Raw genomic sequence first — 21,185 nt, forward strand, 5'->3', positions numbered from 1 at the left:
TTGGAAAAATAATATCTTCCATTACCAAAATCATCTTTATGTACCAGATCATGTGGCCCGGAAAATCAAACTGGCCGTTGTGGCAACGGTTACTGTTTCGTTTTTTCTTTGTCTATTTTGTATTGTATGTAAGTCCGTGGCAATGGCTTGAAATAATTCCGGGTGTAAACTATGTAACGGATTATTATTCGAAGTTTATGGATTGGCTGGTGAATGCCGCTAATAAAAACCTGTTTCATGTTTATAAAAGTCTTGTGCCGTTAAATGGCAGTGGCGATACTTCATGGGCATTTATTCAGCTTCGTTTGTTTTTATTGATCGCAGCTATATTAGTGATTATTTGGTCGTTGCTCGACAGTAAACGCAAACAGCATAACCGTCTTGCTTACTGGTTCAGGATCATGCTGCGGTATTTTATCATCATCAATTGTTTTGGTTATGGTTTTGCAAAAGTGTTTTTATCGCAGATGCCTTTTCCCAATAACAGTTTAATGGCTACATCACTGGGCGATCTGCTGCCCATGCGTTTATCATGGGCTTTTATGGGCGCATCACCAACCTATGAATTCTTTTCAGGATTAATGGAAGTGATCGCAGGTGTTCTCTTACTCTTCCGACGAACAGCCACTTTTGGAACCTTACTGGCCGCAGGTGTTTTTGCCAATGTATTTGTGATGAATCTTGGTTACGACATACCTGTAAAATTATTCTCGGCGCATTTAATGATTGCATGTCTTGTGTTGTTATCATTTGAATACAGACGTGTTTTAAACTTTCTTGTTTCAAACCGATATGCAGAGCAAGGCAATCTCTATTACATCCGCTATCCAAAAAAGTGGATGCGTATTGCAACTGTTACTGCAAAGCTGTTGTTTATAGTTTTCTTTGTGATACTGGGTGGTTATGAATCTTATCAATCGTTTGTACAAAGAAGTAAAACTCCTGAATCAAAACCAATCCGATCCGGTTTGTATGATGTAACCGTATTTGTAAAAAATGGCGATACCATTCCGCCGTTGTTGTACGATACAATTCGCTGGAGAGATATTGTGTTTGAGAAAAGCGGTGCAGGTAGTGTAGGCACCACTGATACATTGTTCTGGCAGCGGTACAGGCGTGGTTACTTCCGCAGCAAAGTTGATACAGTAAAAAAAGAAATTGAGTTCAGTAAAAATAACCCTGCTTTTGAAACCTTTAAGCTCTTTACCTTGCAGTATGAAATACCGGATAGCAACAGGATCATTTTAAAAGGTAAAATCAGGAACGATTCTGTTTACACAGTGTTGCAACGAAGCAAGCGGCATTTTCAGTTAGCAGAAAAACAGTTTCATTGGTTAAGTGAATACAACAGGTAAATAAGTTCAACTTTGTACATCAACATTCATACACATCATACCAAACCTGTTGAAGGAATCATCAGTATTGGTAACCTGTACAAGGATTTTGATTCTATTGAAACTAATAGTTTTTATTCTGTTGGATTACATCCGTGGTATCTGATTAATGAAACTTGGGAAGAACAATTCGAAGTTGTAAACGAAAAATGCCTTTTGCAAAATGTAGTGGCAATTGGTGAAGCAGGGTTGGATAAAGTAACTGAAACTGGTTTTGAATTGCAACAAACTGTTTTTTCAAAACATATTCAACTGGCCAATGAAGTACAAAAGCCGTTAATCGTACATTGTGTACGTGCACATGCTGAAGTGATTGGTTTGTTGAAGCAAACTCCTGTGCATGTCCCGGTCATTTTTCATGGATTTAATAAGAGCAAAGAACTGGCACAGCAACTGATCGCCTTGGGTTATTATCTTTCTTTTGGCAAAGGATTGGAGAAACAGGGGTTACAGGAAGTAATGGGCGCTTTACCTCGTGCAAAGATCTTTCTCGAAACAGATAACAGCACCGCATCCATCGAAGAAATTTATGCTCATGCAGCTGCCGCTTTTCAAATTGACGAAGAATCGCTTAGTTTGCAGCTCCAAAAAAATGCAGCAACTGTTTTTGGCGCTGCTCTTACAAGAATATGATGAATGATATCTCCTGGCTTTCACGCACCAGTTTGTTAATAGGTGAAGAAACCGTTCGTGCATTTACACAAAAACATGTCATGATCGTGGGTATGGGCGGCGTTGGCTCCTTTGCTGCCGAATTCATTGCACGCAGCGGCATTGGTAAAATGACGATCATTGATGGCGATGTGGTGGATCCTACTAACCGCAATCGTCAGTTACCTGCATTGGCAACCAATCATGGTGAATCAAAAGCATTGATCATGGCCGAACGATTAAAAGCCATCAACCCTGAATTGGAGTTGAACGTGGTGAAGGAATTTGTAAACCCGGAAACAGTGTTGCAGCAGTTTGCTTTTAAACCGGATTACCTTATTGATGCGATTGACAGTATTACCCCCAAGATCACCTTTATCCGCATGGCATATGAAAGTGGTTTGCCCCTGGTAAGCAGTATGGGCGCAGGTGCAAAACTTGATGCCACACAATTGAAAGTGGTTGATATTTCTAAAACGTATAACTGTCCCTTTGCACAACAGATACGGAAAAATTTAAAAGGTCATGGTATTCGCAGGGGTGTGAAAGTTGTTTTCTCACCCGAACAACCCATCAAAGAAAGTTTGATGTTGACTGATGGAAGGAATTATAAGAAATCGGCTTATGGTACGATCTCTTATTTACCTGCTGTGTTTGGTGCAGTAACAGCTTCGGTAGTGATAAGGGATTTGATGAAGGAGATAACAACTAAATCTTAGCTACTACAAACATTTTGTTGGCATTGCTGCAATGTTTTGAAACGAGTTTGAGTTGGACATCTTTCAAACGACCCGTCAGGTTTTTGAACCATACAATAGTAGAACTGACCAAACTTTACACATACACATCCTATAGAAGCAGGAGCCGGAGCAGCGGGTGCAGAAGCAGTTCGAGCAGATGATGCAGAACGTGATGCTGTTCTTTTTAATGCTTTTTTCTTTTTAGGAGCGGCTTTCTTTTTACTGATCTTTTTGGGCTTTGCCATTTTTTACAATTTAGAATTTTCGAAGAAAAATAAAGTTTAGAGCTTCAGGATCTTCAAATACAGAAGCAATATTATAAACCAGAGGTTTTTTACCACCAAACCGATTATCGCTCAATTGTAAAATATTGGTGATATTGAACTGATTGAGGTCAGAGATATCAGTAGTGTCGATAGTTTGAAATAGAACATTGAATTTTGTTTTAGAATCATCAAATGGATCAAAAATATCCCCACTCTTAAACTCACTTGATTTTCTATCGTATACCCAGCCTATATGCCCAGCTTTCTTTTTTGAATAGAACTTTGCCTTTTTATAAAAGGCCAACTCGCCAGGCCCAAACTTTCCAATTAATGCAGGACCAAGGCCAATACATTTATCCATTCCCTGGAAAATTGCGGGGATGAAAATTGCTTCCCTCGAATCAGTGCCTTCTGTTGTAATAATAAAAAGTTTGTATTTTTTATCAATTAAAGGGAGATCAAGACGTTGCTTGGTACTGTTCTGATTAATAATCGTTTTTTCTGCTATACCGTCACGACTAATAAAATTTTCATACAGGTCTGCAATAAATATTTTGCCACCGGTAATCTTATGAGCGGTGTCTTCTTTTACTAAATGAAGAATGTTTGCTACATAGTCTTTAGTAATACTTGTTTCATTAAATGCAACCTGTGTTGGTTTACATCCAACTATTGTCAACAGTAATATTGCAAATAAAATATTTCTCACCATTTAATGTTTTGCAGGTTATTGTATGATCCGCCAATAAAGAAGCGTGTATAATCTTTATTCGGGTGGAACGGATAATTGCCTTTCAAATGAATCCAGTCTTGCACGCCCCAAAAACGACCTTTACGATCGATCATGGAACCGGCGAAGCCCACATCAAAACTTGTATAAGGCCCTGTGCCGATCTTTAACTGGTAGACTGATGTGTTGTAATTATTGGGTGTTTCTTTTTTCTTCTGAACGGAATCGCCATATAATGGAACGCTGATGCCAATGATATTCGCCAGTTCATAAAGCAATGGTTTGTAACCTGTGTATTGATCATAGCCAAATTCAACACGATTAAAACGTAACGGATGATGAACAAACATGGTACCACCTCCGGTCCAGTAACGATCGAATCCATCAGACAAGCCTAACAGATTAAACGGAACAGCATCATTGTTATAAGTAACACTTACATCGCCAATAGTTGCAGTGGCCGCACCAAACACCTGGTGCCGACGGTGATTGTTCAACAAATAATTAGTGCTTAAGAAAAGTGCATAACGTTGGTTGGTGATGAGATTATAAAAATCACCATTGTGTAATGTGCGTAATTGCTTCACATATTGCATGGGTTTGTCAAAACCATATCCAATGGAAAAAGTATTCGTGAAATCGATCTGGTAGTCGCCCACTAAAGGATTAAGACTTGCTCCTACAGTTTTTGTGTAGATACTTAATGATGGTCCGTAGTGGATCATATAATGTTGATCATAGGTGCCCATGATGCTCATGGAACCGTAGATACGCAGACCGGGAAATTTTTGTTGCTTACTGCGGTAGAGCCAGATATTACAGCCAACATTCCCATACACATCTGTCACCCATTTTGATTGGCTGATAACATTGCTTGTTACTACAAGAACAAGCACACATGCAAGCAGATAGTTAAGGTTCTTTCTTAAAGGCATGAGGTGTAGGTTGCAGTGATTAATACACACAAGTAAAAACATTTTCTGGAAAAATGAAAGGGTTAAAACACGCAAGTTTTACACAGTTATTTTACTTGTAAATAAGTTAATCGTAGAATTACGGGGCGATTTCTAAATGAGTGTACGCTGAAATCAATTGAATAAATCTCAGAGGAAAGGTTGTATTTATTTAACCATCGTGTTTTCTTACTTTCACAGCATGCAAAGGAAAAAAGCAGATGTAGATGTGGTGCGGGATGTGTTACAACAAATGGTTTTGGCACGACCTGATTCAACATTTATCAAAAGTCTCGCCTTTCAATACGAGGAACGTGGCGGACTGAGCAAAAAACAACTGGAAGGCTTGTTACAAAAAGCAATGAAGGTTGCTGAAATACCTGAACATAAATTAGCCACACTCGAAGCCATCATTTTAAAGAAGCCAACCCGTGAACGGGCAGCAGCATCGGCACCAACAGCTTTTTTTACGAAGGACGAAGCGATAGGAGCGATCATTAATGCCATTCTTGAAAAATATCCTCAACATAAGCAAGTGTTGTTCCTCAAAGCTAAATATGAGAACAACGAAATTTTATCTCCGGCTGAGATCACCGATCTGAAACGCCTGGAAAAAGTACTGAAGAAATAACTGCTATTGCTGCAATACATAAACCGAGCAGGTAACAGCAGGTGTTACGTTTGTAATTGTTTGCTCTTCCCATAGTTTGATGTAGGGCAGCAACCGGTCGATAAATGGTTTTGCCATCAGCCGTTGTGGTGTTGAAAGTAGAATGGTTGTTCCTTTTTCCAAAAATGAAATGATAACGTTGAATAAAGTTTCGAAAGCCTTTGGTTCATAATTAATATCGCTCAACAGCAAAACATCAACCGATAGATCATTGGGAAGATGATTCCAATCGATCATCATTGCTTTGCTGTTTTCCAGTTTGTTTTCTTGAATTGATTCCTGCATGAACTCTACTGCTTCAGGAACATAATCGCTGCAAGTAACTTTTGTTGCATGCTGTGCCGCAAGAAGCGAAGGCAAACCCAAGCCTGCAGCTAATTCAAGTACTGTTTTGTTTTGCAACCAATGAGGTTGAGTTGCGATGAATTCGCAAAGAGCATAGGCCGATGGCCAAACCTGTGCCCAATAGGGTGCAGGCGTTGATGGATCTGTTTGAAGTTGTTTGGTGAATGCCTGCTGAAGTGCCGATGAGTCTGGTACAAACGCATTGAACCGGTAATCACCAAAATGAAATGTTTTAAGAGATGGTTGCAATTCCATTGCGGCAAAGTAACGGCAACATTTATTCCCAGATCACTTTTCCTTTTTCCAGAAACCAATGCGGATAAAACTGCTGATGAATTTTTTCTACCTGATTTCGTTTCACTTTCAACGTTGGTGTAAGTAATCCGTTTTCAATGGTCCAGTTTTCTTTCATCACAACTGCTTTTTCCAAATACTCATATTTTTCTAAAGAAGGATTAATAGCAGCCAGTGATGCCAGTAAACTTTCCTCCACATCTTCTTTTGTTTTCTGTTTGCCAATATCTGATAACGTGATCAATGCAATAGGCTGCGGAATACCCATGCCCACCACACAGCATTGTTCAATATCGGCATTGGCCAACAGTTTTGTTTCAATGGGTGATGGAGAAATGTATTTTCCTTTATCTGTTTTGAACTGGTCTTTTAATCGTCCGGTTACAAACAAATAACCATCGTGATCATATTCGCAGATGTCGCCTGTTTTTAAATAACCATCTTCATCAAACAATTCAGCAGTGAGTTCTGGTTCTTTGTAATAGCCTTTGGTATTGCTTACGCTTTTCACCCTTAACTCGCCTTCTTCTGTAATCTTTACCTGCAGTCCTTTAAATGGTTTTCCCACTGACCCATGCCTGTAATCGTATGGCCGTTCGAAATGTGCATACACACAATCTTCACTCATGCCCAGTGCCTGTGTAATTTTTACATCAAGTCTCGCAAACCATTTGAGCAGGTCAACAGAAATAGGAGCGGAGGCACTGTAAATATGCGTAGCTCTAGACAGACCTAATTTCTGTTTGATGCTTTTCTTTACAATGCCGCTGATGATTGGAATTGATAAAAGCAGGTTGAGTTTTTTCTGTGGAATTTTTTTAAGAATGCCTTCCCTGAATTTCCCCCAGAGTCTTGGCACGGCAAAGAAAATATGCGGCTGCACTTCAGCTACATTCTTTGCAAATGTTTCAACCGATTCAGCAAATGAAATGACACATACATTATAGATCGAATTCATTTCAATAGCTATCCGTTCGGCAATATGACTGAGAGGCAGGTATGATAGTAAAGCTCTGTGTTTTTCTAAACGAAGTTCTTCAATAGCTGCATGCATCACCCTGTTGAAATTACCTGCAGTGTGCATCACACCCTTTGGCCGGCCGGTTGTGCCCGATGTATAAATGATCGTCATCAATTCATCTTCGTGCCATTGATGTGTGTGTTGAAGTGGTTGATGTTCCTCTATTAATTCACTCCAGTTGTAACGTTCATTTCGTTCGTATGCATCAAAACCAATACGGATCAGTTCAGGTGGTATGCCATGTTCCTGCGACTTAAAATCATCCAGTTTACCAATGAAAACTGCTTTTGCATCGCTGTGTTCAAGAATCGGTTGAATGGACGATGCTGTTAATGTCGGATAGATGGGGATGGAAATACAGCCGGCCATCATGATCGCTATGTCCGCCATCATCCAATGCGCACAGTTCTTCGAAAGAATGGCAATATGTGATCCCTTTGGAAGTTGGAGTGAATGCAATGCTGCAGCAATACGCCTGCTTTCATCAGCTGCCTGTTGCCATGTCCAGGTTGTCCATTCGCCACGAAAAGGTTGACGCAAAAAAATATCGTTGGGATGGTTTTCTACGTTTAGCAGAAACTGTTGCAGGGGTGTGGATATGGTCATGACAATCGTTTTGAGTAATCTAATCTACTGAAAATTATTCAGCAGTAACAGAACGATGTATATTAAACCTGTTGACTTGCGTCAGTTATCTTACGCAAAGTTCGCAGAGAAAAGAAGACGCAAAGGAGGGCCGTTTTATTGTTTGAGAAAACGCAGCTGTTGCTGTTCGCCTTTGCTGTTGCTTGCCTGTAATACGTACTGACCGGATGGTAAACTTTGAAGGTTTAATTGCACTTGATTGGTGCCTGCTGATAACTGTTCTTGTCGAACAGTATAACGTTTGCCGCTGATATCCGTAACTGTAAGTTGTAACCTGTCTGTTTCTGCTGATGAAATACTAAGCACAGCTGTTGAACGTACAAGAGATGGTAACAACGCATTCAATGCAAATCCTTTGCTGCCGTTGAGTACAGCAACTATGAACGAGTTAACAGAAGTATTGGCGGGAGTAGTAAGTTTAATGCGGTAATAATTGGTTCCTTCACGTCGTTGCAGATCGGTATAATCAAAAGGTTCAGCACAACGGATCTGGTCGGCAGTAAAACTATGCAGTACGCTGAAGGTTTTATTATCAGCAGAATGCTGTACTTCAAATGCTGCAAAATCTGATGTGCAGGGGGCCAGCCAACGCAACACATTGTACTGGTTTGTTTTTTGTGCCTGGAAAAATTTCAGTTCGATGGGGAAAGTAAGAAACGGATCATTCGCCTGCGAAAAGCCGGTGAAAGCTGTAAAAAAGAATACGATGGCGGTGATGGATGTTTTCATGCTTCTCAATTTACGAGATAAAGATAGGCAGGGATTCTCGGGAAAGAAAGTCATGTTAATGACATTAATAATTTTAAACCCACCCCTTTAAACAGTTTCCTGTGTAACATTCTGCTGCCCCTCCCGAGAGGGGATAAACAGTTTGAACGATGCACTAAGGTGATTTAAATTTTACTTTTTGGCATTCACCATTCTACCACCTCGCCACAATCTTAAAATTGATCAGCCTTGGCGTTAAACGATTGGGAATAGAAAAGATGGTGTTGCTGAAATCTTTAATGAGCAAATAGGAAATGGTATTGGGGCGGTCGATCACATTAAAGATCTCGAGACTTGCCCAGATATTATTGAACTCACGGAAAGGATTGCGGCTGCGGCGTTTGCTTTTTTCGCCATCGAGCAACAATGCACTGAAACCAAAATCAACACGGATGTATGGATCGATCGTTAACGCATTTCTGTACTTGGCGCTATTGGGAATATTGTAAGGAAGATTGGTGCCGTACAAAAAGTTCATGGAGAATTTGAAGTTCTTATTGGTGGAAAGATAATCCTGGTAGAACATACCAACGCTGAGGAAGCGGTCAGTTGGTCTTCTGATCCAGCCGCCTTGCACTAAGGTGCTGTCGATTGGTTTATTCAGCGAATCGAGTTTATAATTATACCACTGATCATTATCTAAATTTTCACGTGTACGCATGATACCAATGCTTACCCAGCTTTCTGCATCTTTCACCAGCTCGCCAAACAAGCGTGCTTCAATACCTGTTGCATATGCTTTGGCACTGTTGCTGCCGAAATAACGGATACGCACATTGTCTACATCATACGGCACAATATCAGTCATGTGTTTATAGTAGGCTTCAGCTTGTAATTTAAACGGACGGTTGCCCCATCCTTTAAAATTATAATCGATACCTGCCACTACCTGCCAACTCTTTTGTGCTTTTACTGATTCATTTACGGTACCATCATAACGACGTAACTCTCTATAAAATGGTGGTTGATGATAGGCACCTGCAGCAGCACGAAACACAATATCTTTTTTACCAAGAGGCTGCATCGCAAATTGCACACGTGGTTGAATCAATACTTCATTATTGAGTGTATTGTAATTGTAACGAACACCCACCTGCAAGGTCATGTTCAATGAATCATTCAGAATAATATTATCCTGCACATAACCTGACGTGCGGTAGAAAACAAGATCAGCTTTTGACTTAATAACTTTTGTTAACTGCAATTGATCAGGATTGAACGGCAACGTATAACCGGCGCTGTCCGTCAATTCCCATTCGTTCAACTTATCAGAAATACTTTGGCGTTCGAGACTGTGTCCCCATTGAATGAAATGTTTGTCTTTCGACAGGCTACCTTTGTGCGTAGCATTTTGTGTGGAGATGTTTAAACGGTTGCGTGCAAAATTCTGGAATACACCCGCCCCCAATGGATTTACTATTAAACCAAAGGTTGTGCGACTGCGATCGAAGTCACGCTCACCAAATAAGTAGGCACCTTGTATGTCAAATGATTCTTCTTCTTTGTTATTGAAATGACTAAGCATCCATTTCAACTTCAGATTCTTTCTTGGTTGATAGGTGGTTGCTATACCAGCCATGGCTGTACTGTAACGGTCACGCTCAGCACCAGCGAAATAAATATCCAACCCAAGATTTGCTGTAAAGAAAGGAGAGAACACAGAAGCTGTCTGGCTGCTAAATTCAGGATTTAGTTTGAATTGCGTGCGTGAGTAATTGCCCATTGCTTCAAACAACCATTTGGTATTTGGTTGCCACGTAATATATCCCTGCACATCATTGCTCGAAGGAACATAATTACCTTTTGTCTGCTGACTGCTCAACAGGTTTTGATTGCTGCGGTTTCTTGCACCAACAACAAAACTTACTTTTTCATTTCTTGTTGCTCCCTCAAAATTTAAACCTTGTTCCAGCAATGAAACATAAGCAGAACCGCCAAACTTCTTTGGTTGTTTGTATTGAATATCGAGCACACTGCTCATCTTATCACCATACTTCGATTGAAAGCCACCATTGTAAAACGTAAGGTTGCGTACCATCTCAGCATTGATAAAACTTAATCCTTCCTGTTGACCTTGACGAACAAGGTAAGGTCGGTACACTTCAAAGTCATTTACATAGATCAGGTTCTCGTCATAGTTTCCGCCACGCACGGAGTATTGCGACGAAAGTTCGTTGTTGGAGTTGGTAAATATTTTGATCAGTCCTTCTACACCACCAACAGCCGATGGAAGCAGCAAAGCATTTTTTGGATTGAGGCGCATCGCCGACGCTTCGGTACGTATGCGGTTGTCGGTAACTGTTACTTCCTGCAGTTCTTTGCCACCACGTTCAAGACGGAGAACAATGCGTTCCTGTTCATCATCATTTAAAAAGAAATTCCGTTGCTCATCACGGTAGGAAGTATAACTGAAAACAAGGGCAAATGCCTTGCCTGCAGGTACTTTAATGCTGAAATAGCCGGAATCGTTGGTGGTTACACCGTTGCTGCGACCAAGAATGATCACCGATACCTTCGCAAGCGGGTTTTCATTTTCGTCCAATACCTTACCGGTAACTGTTGCCGATTTCTTTTGGGCGTAGGAAACAGAGGTTGCAAGGAGGAGCAGGAACAGGAAGCAGGTTTTGGTTGCCTTCATGGAAGATAAAACTAAGCCTTTCTGCTAAAACGCAAAGCGAAGCAAGTTATTTTTTCAGGAAGAGGTCTTCGTTAGAAATTGTTACCGTATTGCCGTTAACCTTGCAGGAAACAATCTGGTTCATACAATAGACTTTCTGTCCATTCTTAATTCCCGTTTCCTGAGGTTCTCTAAGGTCGGTAATGTTGTAGGTTATATTGGTTGATGGAATGAAAACCTTATAGTCGAAGCCGGATGGAAGCAATGCATCATTACTGAAATAAGCATAGCGGATGGTATCGCCGCTTTGACGTAAACCAACAATAGAAGAATCAAAACTGTTTGAACTGATGAGATTGTTGAAGTTGCTTCCCTTTTCGTAACGGCTGATGCTGAAACCATGGATCTCAGCTTTTGTGTAGGAAACAAAATTGAGATGCAGGCCGGAAGAGTTGCCACAAGGATAGCTGCAACTGCCGAGCAGCAGCGATAGGAAAAGTATAAATGACAGCGGTTTCATAGAAGGTTGACCTTTTGATCGATCAAAGCGTTGCATTAAAACCAGAATGCCGGGAAGACTGAAAGGCTGTAAACCTTTCAGTCTTCCCGGCATTCATTATATCTTCTTCAACAAGGAAATCATTTCAGTTGGGTTAGGTGCTTTAAACACTGTGTTACCGGCAACCAACACATTTGCACCTGCGTCGACAATACTTTTTGCGTTAGCCAGCGTAACGCCACCATCAATTTCAATCTCCACCTTCAATCCTTTTTCATCGATCATGTTGCGGAGTTCTTTGATCTTGTTAAGGGTTTGCGGAATAAATGCCTGTCCGCCAAAACCCGGATTCACACTCATCAAACAAACCATATCTATATCAGCCAATACATCTTTCAATAATGACACAGGTGTGTGCGGATTCAATGCAATGCCGGCTTTCATGCCCAGACCTTTGATCTGTTGAATATTTCGGTGCAGATGTGTACATGCTTCGTAATGCACGGTGAGAATATCGGCACCGGCTTTTTGAAAAGCTTCTGCATATTTTTCCGGTTCTTCAATCATCAAGTGCACATCACACACTTTTGTGGTGGCTTTGCGGAAAAATTCAATGATCATTGGTCCAAAGCTGATGTTGGGTACAAAACGGCCATCCATTACATCGAGGTGATACCAATCGGCTTCACTGGCATTGAGCATATCACAATCGGCCTGGAGATTAATATAATTGGCGCTTAATAAAGAAGGAGCTACAATCGGCATAGAAAAGTTTATGGTTTGTTTTTATTAGTTTATAGTTGTTTGTATTCTACTCATCACTCATTATTAATCATTCATCAGCCATCATTTTACGACTCCCAATCTCTTCAACGCATCTTTTGCTTCAGCAATACTTTGATCGAGTGCGAGGGAACGTTTATAATTATCTATGGCTTCAGTTGTGCGGTTGAGTTTCTCTTCTGCCTTCGCCATCCAGAAATAACCATCTGCAAATTTGTTACTCACATTGGTGCTTTGCGCAAATACTTTATGTGCATCTTCAAATTTTTGCTGATCATAATAGATCAATCCTTTTTCAATGTAAGCATCCAAGTAAGTATAATCTTCACGGATGATCTGGTTGTAAACAGTCAATGCCTTTGGTGCTTGTTTGATCTTATTATAGTAAGCCGCTTTCACAAAAAGAATATCACTACGGAATTGTACAGCAGTTGCATCTTTCAATAAGGCATCACACAAAATTTCTGCTTTTTTATTTCCGGTTTCTGCATAAAGCGAGGCAAGTCGTAACTCGGCTTCGGTAAATAAACCTGCTGCTGCAATTGATTGCTCGTAAGATGCAATGGCATTGGCCGTATCGCCTTTACGCTCCAACGCATCGGCTTTCATAAAAAGATAAGCCGGGTTGTTGGGTTGTTTTTGCAAAAGCGTTTCAACCTGCGCCAATGCTTTATCGTATTGGTTATTTTGTACTAACTGTTCTACAAATTGTTCACGGATACTGTCGACCTGTGGTTCCTGTTGCAGCTTATTTTCAAGTTCAGCAATTTTGGAATTGGCAGGAGGATTATTGGTAGCGTCCTGTCCGTTTTCGGCAGGTTTATCGTTGGTACAGGCGAACAGGCAAAGGCTGGTAAATCCAGTCATCAAAAAGGCTTTCAACTGCATGGCGCAAAGCTAAATTATTTTGCTGTGCTGGTTCTTACATTTTCCTGACATTTGCGGGCATTCCAAAATCTACATTTGCACCAAATCAGCTTTATGAATAAGTCCGCTCTGTTGCTTGCTTTACCTCTTATTGTGGTTGTTATGCTGTCGTTTAATGCTGTGAATAAGGAAACTGAAAAGAAAACAGCAACCAGCAATGATACCATATTGTATCCCGACGAAAAGCATTTTAAAAATATTCAACAGCTCACTTTTGGTGGCGATAATGCGGAAGCATATTTCAGTTTCGATGGCAAATGGCTCATCTTCCAAAAAACGTATGCAAAAGAAGGTATTCCCTGCGACCAGATGTATATCGCAAAAATTCCAACAAAAGCGGGCGAAAAATTTACACCTAAACTGGTGAGCACCGGCAAAGGAAGAACAACCTGCGGTGCTTTTATGAAAGATGGCAAACACGTTATTTATGCATCTACTCATTTGGGCAGCAGCGATTGCCCACCAATTCCTGACCGTAGTAAATACGGCAATAAATACATCTGGCCTTTGTACGACAGCTATGATATTTTCATGGCCGATCTGAATGGAAAAATTGTAAAGCAGTTAACAAACAGTAAGGGGTATGATGCAGAAGCAACGCTTTCACCGGATGGAAAGAAAATGTTGTACACCAGTACCAAAGATGGTGATATAGATATGTATGTGATGGACTTGAAAACGGGTAAAGAAATAAAAGTCACTAATTTGTTGGGTTATGATGGTGGTGGATGGTTTAGCCCTGATGGGAAAAAACTCATCTGGCGTGCAAGCCGTCCGAAAACAGAAGCAGAGATCAAAGAATACAAGGAATTATTAGCACAGGGATTAGTAGCACCTACCAATATGGAAGTATGGGTGGCAAATGCTGATGGCACAAATGCTAAACAGGTTTCTTCATTTGGACAAGCCAACTGGGCACCTGCATACATGCCCGATAACAAACGCATCATCTTTGCCAGCAATCATGAATACAAGCGTGGCTTTCCGTTCAATTTATATACCATGAATGAAGATGGAAGTAATCTCACCAAGATCAGCAGAGATAAAGGCTTTGATGCATTCCCCATGTTTAGTCCTGATGGAAAGAAGATTGTTTTCTGCAGCAACCGCAACAACAGCGGCACAAGAGATACCAATATATTTATTGCTGATTGGGAGGAATGAGGAAGGTGAGTGGTGAGTAGTGAATTGTGAGTAGTATGTCCGTCTGACGCCTTTCTGACGAATAAAAGAAATTACAACATCACTCACCGTTCAATCTTATTTTTTATCTCAGGCCTTTGTTTATACTGATACATATTTGGTGTTGACGGAAATTTCTTTATTTCCGGTTTGCCGGGATAATAAGGATTTGGTATTTGCAAACCAGGTGTTTCAGTTTTTAACCTGTTCGGCATGTTCGATGTAATTGAACTGTCTGGCACCAGTACAGGCATATTATCTTGCGGCAACGCATAAACAGTTCCCTTCTCAGTTTTGCCAATGATCCTGTTTTGAAATAATAATTGTTGTTGAATGATGGGTCTGCTTGAATCGCTCACAAAAACTTTTGGAGATTGTGCAAGCAATGATTGTATGCTGCAAAAAGCAACAACGGTAAAAAATAATTTCTTCATAGCAGGTGTTTGATAGTCCAAGATACTTCGTTTCTGCAAAAAAACAGTTTTTGAATAATCCCTTTCTGCACCTTACTTTGTGGCGGAATTTCACATTAAATCATCTTAAATTTCCAAATCATTATGTATACCGGATTGCTTCACTTGCACAATGTCCTCCGCTGGGTAATTCTTATCCTGTTGATCATTGCCTTGTTCCAGGCTTTTACTAAAAAAGGCGGCTTACAAAAAACAAGTTTGTTCCTGCTCATTGCTGCACACATTACGTTGTTGCTGGGCTTATTTCAATATTTCAACAATGAAGCAGTTGGCTTTCACATGATCGAACGACTGGGCGGTTTCGGAAATGTAATGAAAGACAGTTTCGCCCGTTTCTGGGTGGTTGAACATATTTCTGCTATGATCCTCGCAATTGTGATGATCACCATGGCAAGAGGCAGAGCAAAAAAACAAAACTATGGTGCCGCTTCCTGGATGTATGTGGTAGCGCTTATCTTAATTCTTGCGGCAGTACCATGGCCTTTCCGTGAAGGAATTGCAAGGCCGTGGTTCCCCGGCATGTAACTTATAAAATAGAAGGCCTCCAAACGGAGGCCTTTTTTATTTCTTCTTGTCTTCCCTGTAAAATATTTTCGTTACTATTTTCCACCCGTCCTTTGTTTTCAATAAACTCATCATATCATGATAGTAAAACGTTGGATACTCGATTGTCAATTTGGCTGTGGCAGCATTACCAAATACTTCAATACGATCGATGCTTGTTTTGCGATCTTGCTTTACGCCACCGTTGCGCATGCGGGCTGCAAAATCTTTTAGTGATACATTCATTACTGTATCGTTTTGCATATAGCGCAAATGACCTTCCGGTAGAAATGCTTTACTATACATCACACTATCACGATTGGTTCCGCCAATGAGATAGTAGTTACAAACAGTTTCAATGTCTTTGATGGTTTGTGCGTCGGCCTGTGCTCGCACTAATGAATGCATAAAGAAAATGCCGATGATGAGAAGGATTGGTTTCATATTTTTTTGTTTGGCGAAAAATAGAAAGATCAATTGCAATCGATTCGTTAAAAATCAATGAAAGGAAAAAGACGGGAGGTGAAAGGCACAAGGAACAAGAAACAAGGCACAAGGAAAAAGGCACAAGTGCCGGAGTAATTATAAACAAAAAACTACAAACTAACTTAACAAAGCCGCCGCCGCTTTTTTCATTTCATCCTGTGTACCCACACTGATGCGTAACCACTTGGTGCCTTCTTCAAAAGTGCGTGCACCAACAATGCCTTTCGCTTCAAGCATTGCTTTCACATCTTTTCCAAAATTGCTGGTATCGAAATAAATAAAACTTGTTTCTGATGGTATATATGGAATGCCTGCTTTATCCAATGCTTTGCAGAAGATAGAACGGGCCAATGCATTTTCTTTTTTACAAAAGTCGATGAACGTTTTGTCTTTTAATGCAGCTAATGCTCCGGCTAATGAAACGGCACTTGCACCTGCATTCGCCCACGGCTGCAATTCATTGAGTTGTTTGATGGTAGTTGGATGTGCCAATGCATAACCAACACGTGCACCTGCCATACCGTATATCTTCGAAAAAGTTTTTGCAATAACAAGATTAGGATAATCATTCACCAGGTGTGCCATGCTGGGCTCGCTGCTGAATTCAGTATATGCTTCATCTAATAAAATAATTGCTTTGGGTGCAATGTCTTTAATAAATGCTTCAAGCTCTTTTGCCGGCAATACCGTGCCTGTTGGATTGTTTGGATTGCAGATATAAACAAGTTTTGTTTGATCGTTCATTGCTTCTTTCATCCGCTGCAGATCGGTCATTTTTTTATCGGTGAGCGGAACGAGTTTTATATCAAGACCTGTTTTACGTGCAGCAGGCATCCATAAACGGAACGTAGGGTCGGGTGCAACAGCATTTCCTTTTTTCAATGCGGCCCATACCGCCACAAGCCCCAGCAGTTCAGATGAACCGGCGCCCATTACAATATGTTCTTTTGTGTGCCCTGTTAAAGCAGCAATTTCTTCTCTCAGTTTTGTGGTAACATCCCATGGATAGCGATTGCTGCCATTCACAGCTTCCATCATTTGTTTGCGGGCCATGGGTGATGGACCGTGAGGATTTTCGTTTGAACTTAGTTTGATGATCTTGTCAACATCGGGGAGCTGTGCAAATTTTTCTGCTTCGGCGGCAAAAAGATCCCTGCTTAATGTAAATGCGGCAAGGGTAAGAGCGGTTTGCTTCAGTAGATCACGACGTTGCATAGCTGTTAATTTTGTTCCTGTAAGTTACTGTAAAAAGACGTTGTATAAAAGGCAATTCTGTTAACGCTTTCCGAGTTCGATCACTTCACAATCTTTCATATTATTTCCATCGATCACAAAACGGATCAGTGTGCGTACTTTATGCCAGCCTTGTTTACCTGCTGCGCCGGGGTTCATGTGCAGGCAATTCATCTTATCATCATACATCACTTTTAAAATATGTGAATGTCCGCTGATGAAAAGATTTGGTTGATGCAGTTGCAATTCCTTTCTCGTTTCGGGATTGTATTTTGGCGGAGCACCACCAATATGCCGCATCATCACTTTCACATCTTCGCAATGGAAAACCAGTTGCTCGGGGTAAACGGATCGAACATCTTGTCCATCAATATTACCATAAACGCCTTTTACAGTCAGGCCGCTCAAAGCAGACAGACGCTTAGCTAATTCAATAGTTCCAAAATCACCCGCATGCCATATTTCATCACAGTTTGAAAAATGATCAAACACGGGGTCATCTAAAAATCCATGTGTGTCGGAGATAAGTCCTATTCGTGTCAAACCAATTTGTTTAGAGATAAGAAGTTCGTTGTCCTGTTGCAAGATCGATCACATCAAAACGGCGTGAGCAGTTGAATGAACCAACATCGCTGTCACTGTTGATGAGAATGGCGCCCATCAATATCACATACTTGCAATTATATTTGGTTGCTGCCACCAATTCGTTAATGCGTTTATCAATGGCTTCATAGATCACTTCTGTTGCTTCTTTTAATGGAATGGAGGCTGTAGCAATTCTGTTTCGCTCTTTCAGTAGGATCTGTTCAATCGTATTCATCTGGTAATCGAGCTCAGTTATTTTTCCATCTTCGATCGTGTTCGTTAAAAGTTTATTCAACGCTCCTTTTGCTGCGCCGCAACAACCTGAATGGTTATGCTGACCAATACGATGTATTTCGCCCACCGCACCATTTTTTGAAATACCAATATGCGGACCATAATAGACAATAACTGCTCCCTCATCGGGTACATGACTTGCAAAAGCGCCCATACCAGTTAAACCGGTGAACGGATAACCATCAAGTCCACCCATTTTAAAAGGACCAAGAAATTCATGTGCCCTTGCCGGGTATTGAATACTGTTCACATCATCACTGCAAATACTATCGGCCAACATGATCTGCGCAGGTTCCAGATCCAGTTTGGCTTCTACAAAATCGATAAGCCTGTTAACGCTGTCGATAGTAGTAATGGCAGTGGGGTAGTGTTGCCGTACGATAGCAAGTTTTTCTCTCTTCTTCATGAGGTTCTGTTAAGCGGTGATTGATTGATTGTTTTTATTGCGGAATGCAATAAAAAGGGAAGATAAATCTATTTGTAAATTTTTCAAACAAGCGTTGAAGTGCCGTTCGTAAGCCGCACAGATTACTTAGCTTTGAATATGCCATTTTTCAGAAACTTCACTTACTGGATCGATAAACGGAAGTGGAAGTACATTTTTCTGCTTGCCACACTGGAGCTTTCAAGAAGCTGACATACGCTATTTTCTATTCAAGAAATAAGCAAACGCATTTTCAAATTTTCAAATCAACTCATTTTCAAATTTAATCATGGCTCACTATTACACATTGGGAAAGATCCCGCATAAACGTCATACACAGTTCCGCAAGCCCGATGGTGGTTTGTACAGCGAACAATTATTTTCAACCGAAGGATTCAGTGATGATTATTCGTTGCTGTATCATTGTCATCCTCCAACACAGATCATTAAGACAGAACCGCAGATAGATGTATCGCCCATTATTGCAGAAGAAAAAATGTTGCAGCACCGTTGTTTTGAAGGCTTTAATCTTAAACCCGGCGGTGAATTTTTAGAAAGCCGTGTACCTGTTTTGGTGAATAACGATTGTCATATTGTATTGGCCGCACCAACAAGTGGTACAAGCGGTTACTTCTACAAGAATACTGATGCTGATGAAATGATCTTTGTACACGAGGGAAGTGGCACAGTGAAAACGCAATACGGTGAATTGCCATTTGGTTATGGTGATTATATCATTTTGCCTAGGGGAACGATCTACCAGATAGAGTTCAATGATGATAAAAACAGGTTGTTCATTGTTGAATCGTTTACACCACTCCGTTACCCTAAACGTTACATGAGTAAGTACGGTCAGTTGATGGAGCATGCGCCTTATTGCGAACGGGATATCCGCAAGCCACAGGATCTGAAAACATATGATGAACATGGCGATTTTCTCATAAGGGCAAAGAAGAAGGGAATGTTATACGGTTTGCATTACGGTACACATCCGTTTGATGTGGTGGGTTGGGATGGTTGCTGCTATCCGTATATTTTTTCCATTCATGATTTTGAACCCATCACCGGTCGGGTACATCAGCCACCACCTGTGCATCAAACATTTGAAACGAATGCCTTTGTGGTTTGTTCGTTTGTGCCGAGGTTGTACGATTATCATCCCAACGCTATTCCAGCGCCCTATAATCACAGTAATATTGATAGCGATGAAGTGATCTATTATGTTGATGGTGATTTTATGAGTCGTAAGAATGTAACAAGAGGAATGATCACCTTGCATCCTGCAGGTATTCCTCATGGACCACACCCAGGTGCAGTTGAAAAAAGTATTGGTGCAAAAGAAACGAAGGAGTTAGCGGTGATGGTTGATACATTTCGTCCGCTGATGTTAACCAAACAGGCATTGGACATTGAAAATGGAAATTATGTAATGAGCTGGGCTGAATAGATGAGAGATCAGAAGAAAGAAAAGAGTTTGAAGAAAGCTCTTTTCTTTTTTTATGTCCGATATTTTACTCCCTCACCTTTATTTCAAACTTCGCAGGTATCACAAATACATTGGTAAAATGAGTTTTTACTTTTTTCTGATAGCTCAAAGCTTCAGTTTGTGTTAAAAAATTTCCAAACCGTATTTTATAATAGGGGCTTTGATACATCAGGAAGGTTTTCTGCTGCGGGTATTTTGTGAGCAGCAATGATTTTGCATTTAGAGCTTCAGTCCTATCGGTGGTATTCAGTACCTGAAGTTGGTAACCATTCACCATTTTTTTGGTAACCGTTTTTTCTTTTGGCGGCGCTGAAGTAGTTGTCTTTGGTCCTGTGCAGGCCGCAAGGACAACAGGAAGTAAGATGGTATAAATGATTTTTTTGATCTGCATTACGTCGGGATATACTGAACAGGCAAAAGACGAGCCAGAATCATATTTGCCGCTTTATTTTAGTGAATCGGCAATATATAACGGCGGACAATTTGAAAACATGGCGAAAAAAAGTTGCAGATAAAAAACATTTTTTTACTTTTGTTAACCATTTGGTTAAAAATATGGCAAAGCGGATAAAAGATCAAAGTACGGAAGAAGTGATTCTGCAGGCAGCACGGAATGTGTTTATTAAGAAAGGCATGTATGGGGCACGTATGCAGGATATTGCCGATGAAGCAGGTATTAACAAAGCATTGCTCCATTATTATTTTGACAGCAAGGATAAACTGTTTGAAAAGATCTTTATGGAAGCGGCCAATCATTTATTCCCGAAAGTAAATGAGGTGTTGAACTCAGACGCCGGCCTGTTTGAAAAGATCGAAAAGTTTTGTGATGAATATATTACCGTAGTGATTGAAAACCCTTACCTGCCCTTGTTTGTAATGAATGAAGTGAACCAGGATCCGGTGTATTTTATGAAGAAAGTGTGGGGGGCAAAAAATAAACCTGACCCGTCAAAATTCCTTTTGCAGATTGAAGCTGAGGTGAAAAAAGGAACCATCAAACCCATCAGCCCACTACAGCTAATGATGAACCTGCTTTCGATGACGATTTTTCCGTTTGTGGCCAAACCCATCTTCCAGATGAATTTGGGACTTGATGAATTTCAGTTCCGGCATGCAATGGAGCAAAGGAAGAAGGAGATTCCGAAGTTTATCATTGATTCGATTCGGAAATAATTT

24 protein-coding genes are annotated in these 21,185 nt (G+C 40.6%); 8 read left to right on the plus strand and 16 right to left on the minus strand.

All coding sequences use genetic code 11. From position 1 onward, the window contains the following. Window positions 1-38 precede the first annotated feature (38 nt). Genes H4075_RS04430 through H4075_RS04440 form a run of 3 tightly spaced genes read left to right on the plus strand, consistent with a single transcriptional unit; the run spans window position 39 to window position 2,764 of the window. Complete coding sequence (locus H4075_RS04430; protein ID WP_182804531.1) at window positions 39-1,355, plus strand: hypothetical protein; 1,317 nt, start codon at window positions 39-41, stop codon at window positions 1,353-1,355. A gap of 12 nt (window positions 1,356-1,367) precedes the next feature. Continuing rightward, the gene (locus tag H4075_RS04435; protein WP_182804533.1) at window positions 1,368-2,027 is read left to right on the plus strand and encodes a TatD family hydrolase; all 660 of its coding nucleotides are present in this window, start codon (window positions 1,368-1,370) and stop codon (window positions 2,025-2,027) included. Further along, the gene (locus tag H4075_RS04440; RefSeq protein WP_220494850.1) at window positions 2,024-2,764 is read left to right on the plus strand and encodes a tRNA threonylcarbamoyladenosine dehydratase; all 741 of its coding nucleotides are present in this window, start codon (window positions 2,024-2,026) and stop codon (window positions 2,762-2,764) included. The genes H4075_RS04435 and H4075_RS04440 overlap by 4 nt, the downstream gene beginning before the upstream one ends. Here H4075_RS04440 and H4075_RS04445 read toward each other — a convergent pair. Genes H4075_RS04445 through H4075_RS04455 form a run of 3 tightly spaced genes read right to left on the minus strand, consistent with a single transcriptional unit; the run spans window position 2,761 to window position 4,716 of the window. Continuing rightward, window positions 2,761-3,030 carry a hypothetical protein gene (locus tag H4075_RS04445; protein WP_182804535.1) on the minus strand — a complete coding sequence of 90 codons (270 nt, stop codon included), beginning with the start codon at window positions 3,028-3,030 and terminating at the stop codon, window positions 2,761-2,763. The genes H4075_RS04440 and H4075_RS04445 overlap by 4 nt on opposite strands. Before the next feature lie 10 nt (window positions 3,031-3,040). Further along, complete coding sequence (locus tag H4075_RS04450) at window positions 3,041-3,763, minus strand: hypothetical protein (RefSeq protein WP_182804537.1); 723 nt, start codon at window positions 3,761-3,763, stop codon at window positions 3,041-3,043. Beyond that, the gene (locus tag H4075_RS04455) at window positions 3,757-4,716 is read right to left on the minus strand and encodes a hypothetical protein (RefSeq protein ID WP_182804539.1); all 960 of its coding nucleotides are present in this window, start codon (window positions 4,714-4,716) and stop codon (window positions 3,757-3,759) included. The genes H4075_RS04450 and H4075_RS04455 overlap by 7 nt, the downstream gene beginning before the upstream one ends. Before the next feature lie 220 nt (window positions 4,717-4,936). Here H4075_RS04455 and H4075_RS04460 point away from each other — a divergent pair, with 220 nt between their 5' ends. Then, window positions 4,937-5,365, plus strand: coding sequence for a hypothetical protein (locus H4075_RS04460; protein ID WP_182804541.1), 429 nt, complete (start codon window positions 4,937-4,939; stop codon window positions 5,363-5,365). Between the two features lie 3 nt (window positions 5,366-5,368). Here H4075_RS04460 and H4075_RS04465 read toward each other — a convergent pair whose 3' ends face one another. From H4075_RS04465 to H4075_RS04495, 7 genes are all read right to left on the minus strand, one after another. Further along, window positions 5,369-6,004 (minus strand): class I SAM-dependent methyltransferase, encoded by a 636-nt coding sequence (locus tag H4075_RS04465; RefSeq protein WP_182804543.1) that lies wholly within the window; start codon window positions 6,002-6,004, stop codon window positions 5,369-5,371. 22 nt (window positions 6,005-6,026) lie between these two features. Beyond that, window positions 6,027-7,670, minus strand: a complete 1,644-nt coding sequence (locus H4075_RS04470) for an AMP-binding protein (RefSeq protein ID WP_182804545.1) — start codon at window positions 7,668-7,670, stop codon at window positions 6,027-6,029. Between the two features lie 135 nt (window positions 7,671-7,805). Further along, window positions 7,806-8,438: a T9SS type A sorting domain-containing protein gene (locus H4075_RS04475; protein WP_182804547.1), complete on the minus strand. Its 633-nt coding sequence runs from the start codon at window positions 8,436-8,438 to the stop codon at window positions 7,806-7,808. A gap of 193 nt (window positions 8,439-8,631) precedes the next feature. Beyond that, a complete protein-coding gene (locus tag H4075_RS04480) occupies window positions 8,632-11,115 on the minus strand; it encodes a TonB-dependent receptor (protein ID WP_182804549.1) in 2,484 nt (827 codons plus the stop codon). A gap of 46 nt (window positions 11,116-11,161) precedes the next feature. Then, the gene (locus H4075_RS04485; RefSeq protein WP_182804551.1) at window positions 11,162-11,614 is read right to left on the minus strand and encodes a hypothetical protein; all 453 of its coding nucleotides are present in this window, start codon (window positions 11,612-11,614) and stop codon (window positions 11,162-11,164) included. A 96-nt stretch (window positions 11,615-11,710) separates the two neighbouring features. After that, window positions 11,711-12,358: a ribulose-phosphate 3-epimerase gene (gene rpe, locus H4075_RS04490; protein WP_182804553.1), complete on the minus strand. Its 648-nt coding sequence runs from the start codon at window positions 12,356-12,358 to the stop codon at window positions 11,711-11,713. Between the two features lie 81 nt (window positions 12,359-12,439). Then, window positions 12,440-13,243 carry a tetratricopeptide repeat protein gene (locus tag H4075_RS04495; protein WP_182804555.1) on the minus strand — a complete coding sequence of 268 codons (804 nt, stop codon included), beginning with the start codon at window positions 13,241-13,243 and terminating at the stop codon, window positions 12,440-12,442. 114 nt (window positions 13,244-13,357) lie between these two features. Between H4075_RS04495 and H4075_RS04500 the strand changes: the two genes are divergently transcribed. Next, window positions 13,358-14,467: a TolB family protein gene (locus H4075_RS04500; protein WP_182804556.1), complete on the plus strand. Its 1,110-nt coding sequence runs from the start codon at window positions 13,358-13,360 to the stop codon at window positions 14,465-14,467. 83 nt (window positions 14,468-14,550) lie between these two features. Here H4075_RS04500 and H4075_RS04505 read toward each other — a convergent pair whose 3' ends face one another. Further along, entirely contained in the window at window positions 14,551-14,919 is a 369-nt protein-coding gene (locus H4075_RS04505) for a hypothetical protein (RefSeq protein WP_182804558.1), read from the minus strand. Window positions 14,920-15,042: 123 nt separating this feature from the next. On the opposite strand from H4075_RS04505, the gene H4075_RS04510 reads away from it, so the two are divergent. Then, the gene (locus H4075_RS04510; protein ID WP_182804560.1) at window positions 15,043-15,483 is read left to right on the plus strand and encodes an LTA synthase family protein; all 441 of its coding nucleotides are present in this window, start codon (window positions 15,043-15,045) and stop codon (window positions 15,481-15,483) included. Window positions 15,484-15,519: 36 nt separating this feature from the next. Here the strand turns inward: H4075_RS04510 and H4075_RS04515 are convergent, their stop codons facing one another. The 4 genes from H4075_RS04515 to H4075_RS04530 form a co-directional block, all read right to left on the minus strand. Next, window positions 15,520-15,945, minus strand: a complete 426-nt coding sequence (locus H4075_RS04515) for a nuclear transport factor 2 family protein (RefSeq protein WP_182804562.1) — start codon at window positions 15,943-15,945, stop codon at window positions 15,520-15,522. Between the two features lie 159 nt (window positions 15,946-16,104). Continuing rightward, complete coding sequence (locus H4075_RS04520) at window positions 16,105-17,202, minus strand: pyridoxal phosphate-dependent aminotransferase (RefSeq protein WP_182804564.1); 1,098 nt, start codon at window positions 17,200-17,202, stop codon at window positions 16,105-16,107. 60 nt (window positions 17,203-17,262) lie between these two features. Beyond that, window positions 17,263-17,763: a metallophosphoesterase family protein gene (locus tag H4075_RS04525; protein ID WP_182804565.1), complete on the minus strand. Its 501-nt coding sequence runs from the start codon at window positions 17,761-17,763 to the stop codon at window positions 17,263-17,265. A gap of 10 nt (window positions 17,764-17,773) precedes the next feature. Then, window positions 17,774-18,505, minus strand: coding sequence for a hypothetical protein (locus tag H4075_RS04530; RefSeq protein WP_182804567.1), 732 nt, complete (start codon window positions 18,503-18,505; stop codon window positions 17,774-17,776). Window positions 18,506-18,812: 307 nt separating this feature from the next. Between H4075_RS04530 and H4075_RS04535 the strand changes: the two genes are divergently transcribed. After that, window positions 18,813-19,970 (plus strand): homogentisate 1,2-dioxygenase, encoded by a 1,158-nt coding sequence (locus tag H4075_RS04535; protein WP_182804569.1) that lies wholly within the window; start codon window positions 18,813-18,815, stop codon window positions 19,968-19,970. A gap of 64 nt (window positions 19,971-20,034) precedes the next feature. On the opposite strand, the gene H4075_RS04540 is transcribed toward H4075_RS04535, so the two are convergent. Beyond that, on the minus strand, window positions 20,035-20,400 hold the full coding sequence (locus tag H4075_RS04540) for an SPOR domain-containing protein (protein ID WP_182804571.1): 366 nt from the start codon (window positions 20,398-20,400) through the stop codon (window positions 20,035-20,037). 164 nt (window positions 20,401-20,564) lie between these two features. On the opposite strand from H4075_RS04540, the gene H4075_RS04545 reads away from it, so the two are divergent. Next, window positions 20,565-21,182, plus strand: a complete 618-nt coding sequence (locus tag H4075_RS04545; protein WP_182804573.1) for a TetR/AcrR family transcriptional regulator — start codon at window positions 20,565-20,567, stop codon at window positions 21,180-21,182. Window positions 21,183-21,185 lie beyond the last annotated feature (3 nt).

Origin of the sequence: Lacibacter sediminis, assembly GCF_014168535.1 — a bacterium.
Lineage (GTDB): Bacteria > Bacteroidota > Bacteroidia > Chitinophagales > Chitinophagaceae > Lacibacter > Lacibacter sediminis.

What these genes read in the sequence shown, in the direction of transcription:
- H4075_RS04445 (WP_182804535.1), bottom strand. Translation starts at nt 3,030, where the DNA reads ATGGCAAAGCCCAAAAAGATCAGTAAAAAGAAAGCCGCTCCTAAAAAG.
- H4075_RS04535 (WP_182804569.1), top strand. Translation starts at nt 18,813, where the DNA reads ATGGCTCACTATTACACATTGGGAAAGATCCCGCATAAACGTCATACA.
- H4075_RS04510 (WP_182804560.1), top strand. Translation starts at nt 15,043, where the DNA reads ATGTATACCGGATTGCTTCACTTGCACAATGTCCTCCGCTGGGTAATT.
- H4075_RS04515 (WP_182804562.1), bottom strand. Translation starts at nt 15,945, where the DNA reads ATGAAACCAATCCTTCTCATCATCGGCATTTTCTTTATGCATTCATTA.
- H4075_RS04505 (WP_182804558.1), bottom strand. Translation starts at nt 14,919, where the DNA reads ATGAAGAAATTATTTTTTACCGTTGTTGCTTTTTGCAGCATACAATCA.
- H4075_RS04530 (WP_182804567.1), bottom strand. Translation starts at nt 18,505, where the DNA reads ATGAAGAAGAGAGAAAAACTTGCTATCGTACGGCAACACTACCCCACT.
- H4075_RS04465 (WP_182804543.1), bottom strand. Translation starts at nt 6,004, where the DNA reads ATGGAATTGCAACCATCTCTTAAAACATTTCATTTTGGTGATTACCGG.
- H4075_RS04440 (WP_220494850.1), top strand. Translation starts at nt 2,024, where the DNA reads ATGATGAATGATATCTCCTGGCTTTCACGCACCAGTTTGTTAATAGGT.
- H4075_RS04450 (WP_182804537.1), bottom strand. Translation starts at nt 3,763, where the DNA reads ATGGTGAGAAATATTTTATTTGCAATATTACTGTTGACAATAGTTGGA.
- H4075_RS04500 (WP_182804556.1), top strand. Translation starts at nt 13,358, where the DNA reads ATGAATAAGTCCGCTCTGTTGCTTGCTTTACCTCTTATTGTGGTTGTT.
- H4075_RS04430 (WP_182804531.1), top strand. Translation starts at nt 39, where the DNA reads ATGTACCAGATCATGTGGCCCGGAAAATCAAACTGGCCGTTGTGGCAA.
- H4075_RS04470 (WP_182804545.1), bottom strand. Translation starts at nt 7,670, where the DNA reads ATGACCATATCCACACCCCTGCAACAGTTTCTGCTAAACGTAGAAAAC.
- H4075_RS04460 (WP_182804541.1), top strand. Translation starts at nt 4,937, where the DNA reads ATGCAAAGGAAAAAAGCAGATGTAGATGTGGTGCGGGATGTGTTACAA.
- H4075_RS04480 (WP_182804549.1), bottom strand. Translation starts at nt 11,115, where the DNA reads ATGAAGGCAACCAAAACCTGCTTCCTGTTCCTGCTCCTCCTTGCAACC.
- H4075_RS04485 (WP_182804551.1), bottom strand. Translation starts at nt 11,614, where the DNA reads ATGAAACCGCTGTCATTTATACTTTTCCTATCGCTGCTGCTCGGCAGT.
- H4075_RS04495 (WP_182804555.1), bottom strand. Translation starts at nt 13,243, where the DNA reads ATGACTGGATTTACCAGCCTTTGCCTGTTCGCCTGTACCAACGATAAA.
- H4075_RS04475 (WP_182804547.1), bottom strand. Translation starts at nt 8,438, where the DNA reads ATGAAAACATCCATCACCGCCATCGTATTCTTTTTTACAGCTTTCACC.
- H4075_RS04520 (WP_182804564.1), bottom strand. Translation starts at nt 17,202, where the DNA reads ATGCAACGTCGTGATCTACTGAAGCAAACCGCTCTTACCCTTGCCGCA.
- H4075_RS04545 (WP_182804573.1), top strand. Translation starts at nt 20,565, where the DNA reads ATGGCAAAGCGGATAAAAGATCAAAGTACGGAAGAAGTGATTCTGCAG.
- rpe (WP_182804553.1), bottom strand. Translation starts at nt 12,358, where the DNA reads ATGCCGATTGTAGCTCCTTCTTTATTAAGCGCCAATTATATTAATCTC.
- H4075_RS04455 (WP_182804539.1), bottom strand. Translation starts at nt 4,716, where the DNA reads ATGCCTTTAAGAAAGAACCTTAACTATCTGCTTGCATGTGTGCTTGTT.
- H4075_RS04540 (WP_182804571.1), bottom strand. Translation starts at nt 20,400, where the DNA reads ATGCAGATCAAAAAAATCATTTATACCATCTTACTTCCTGTTGTCCTT.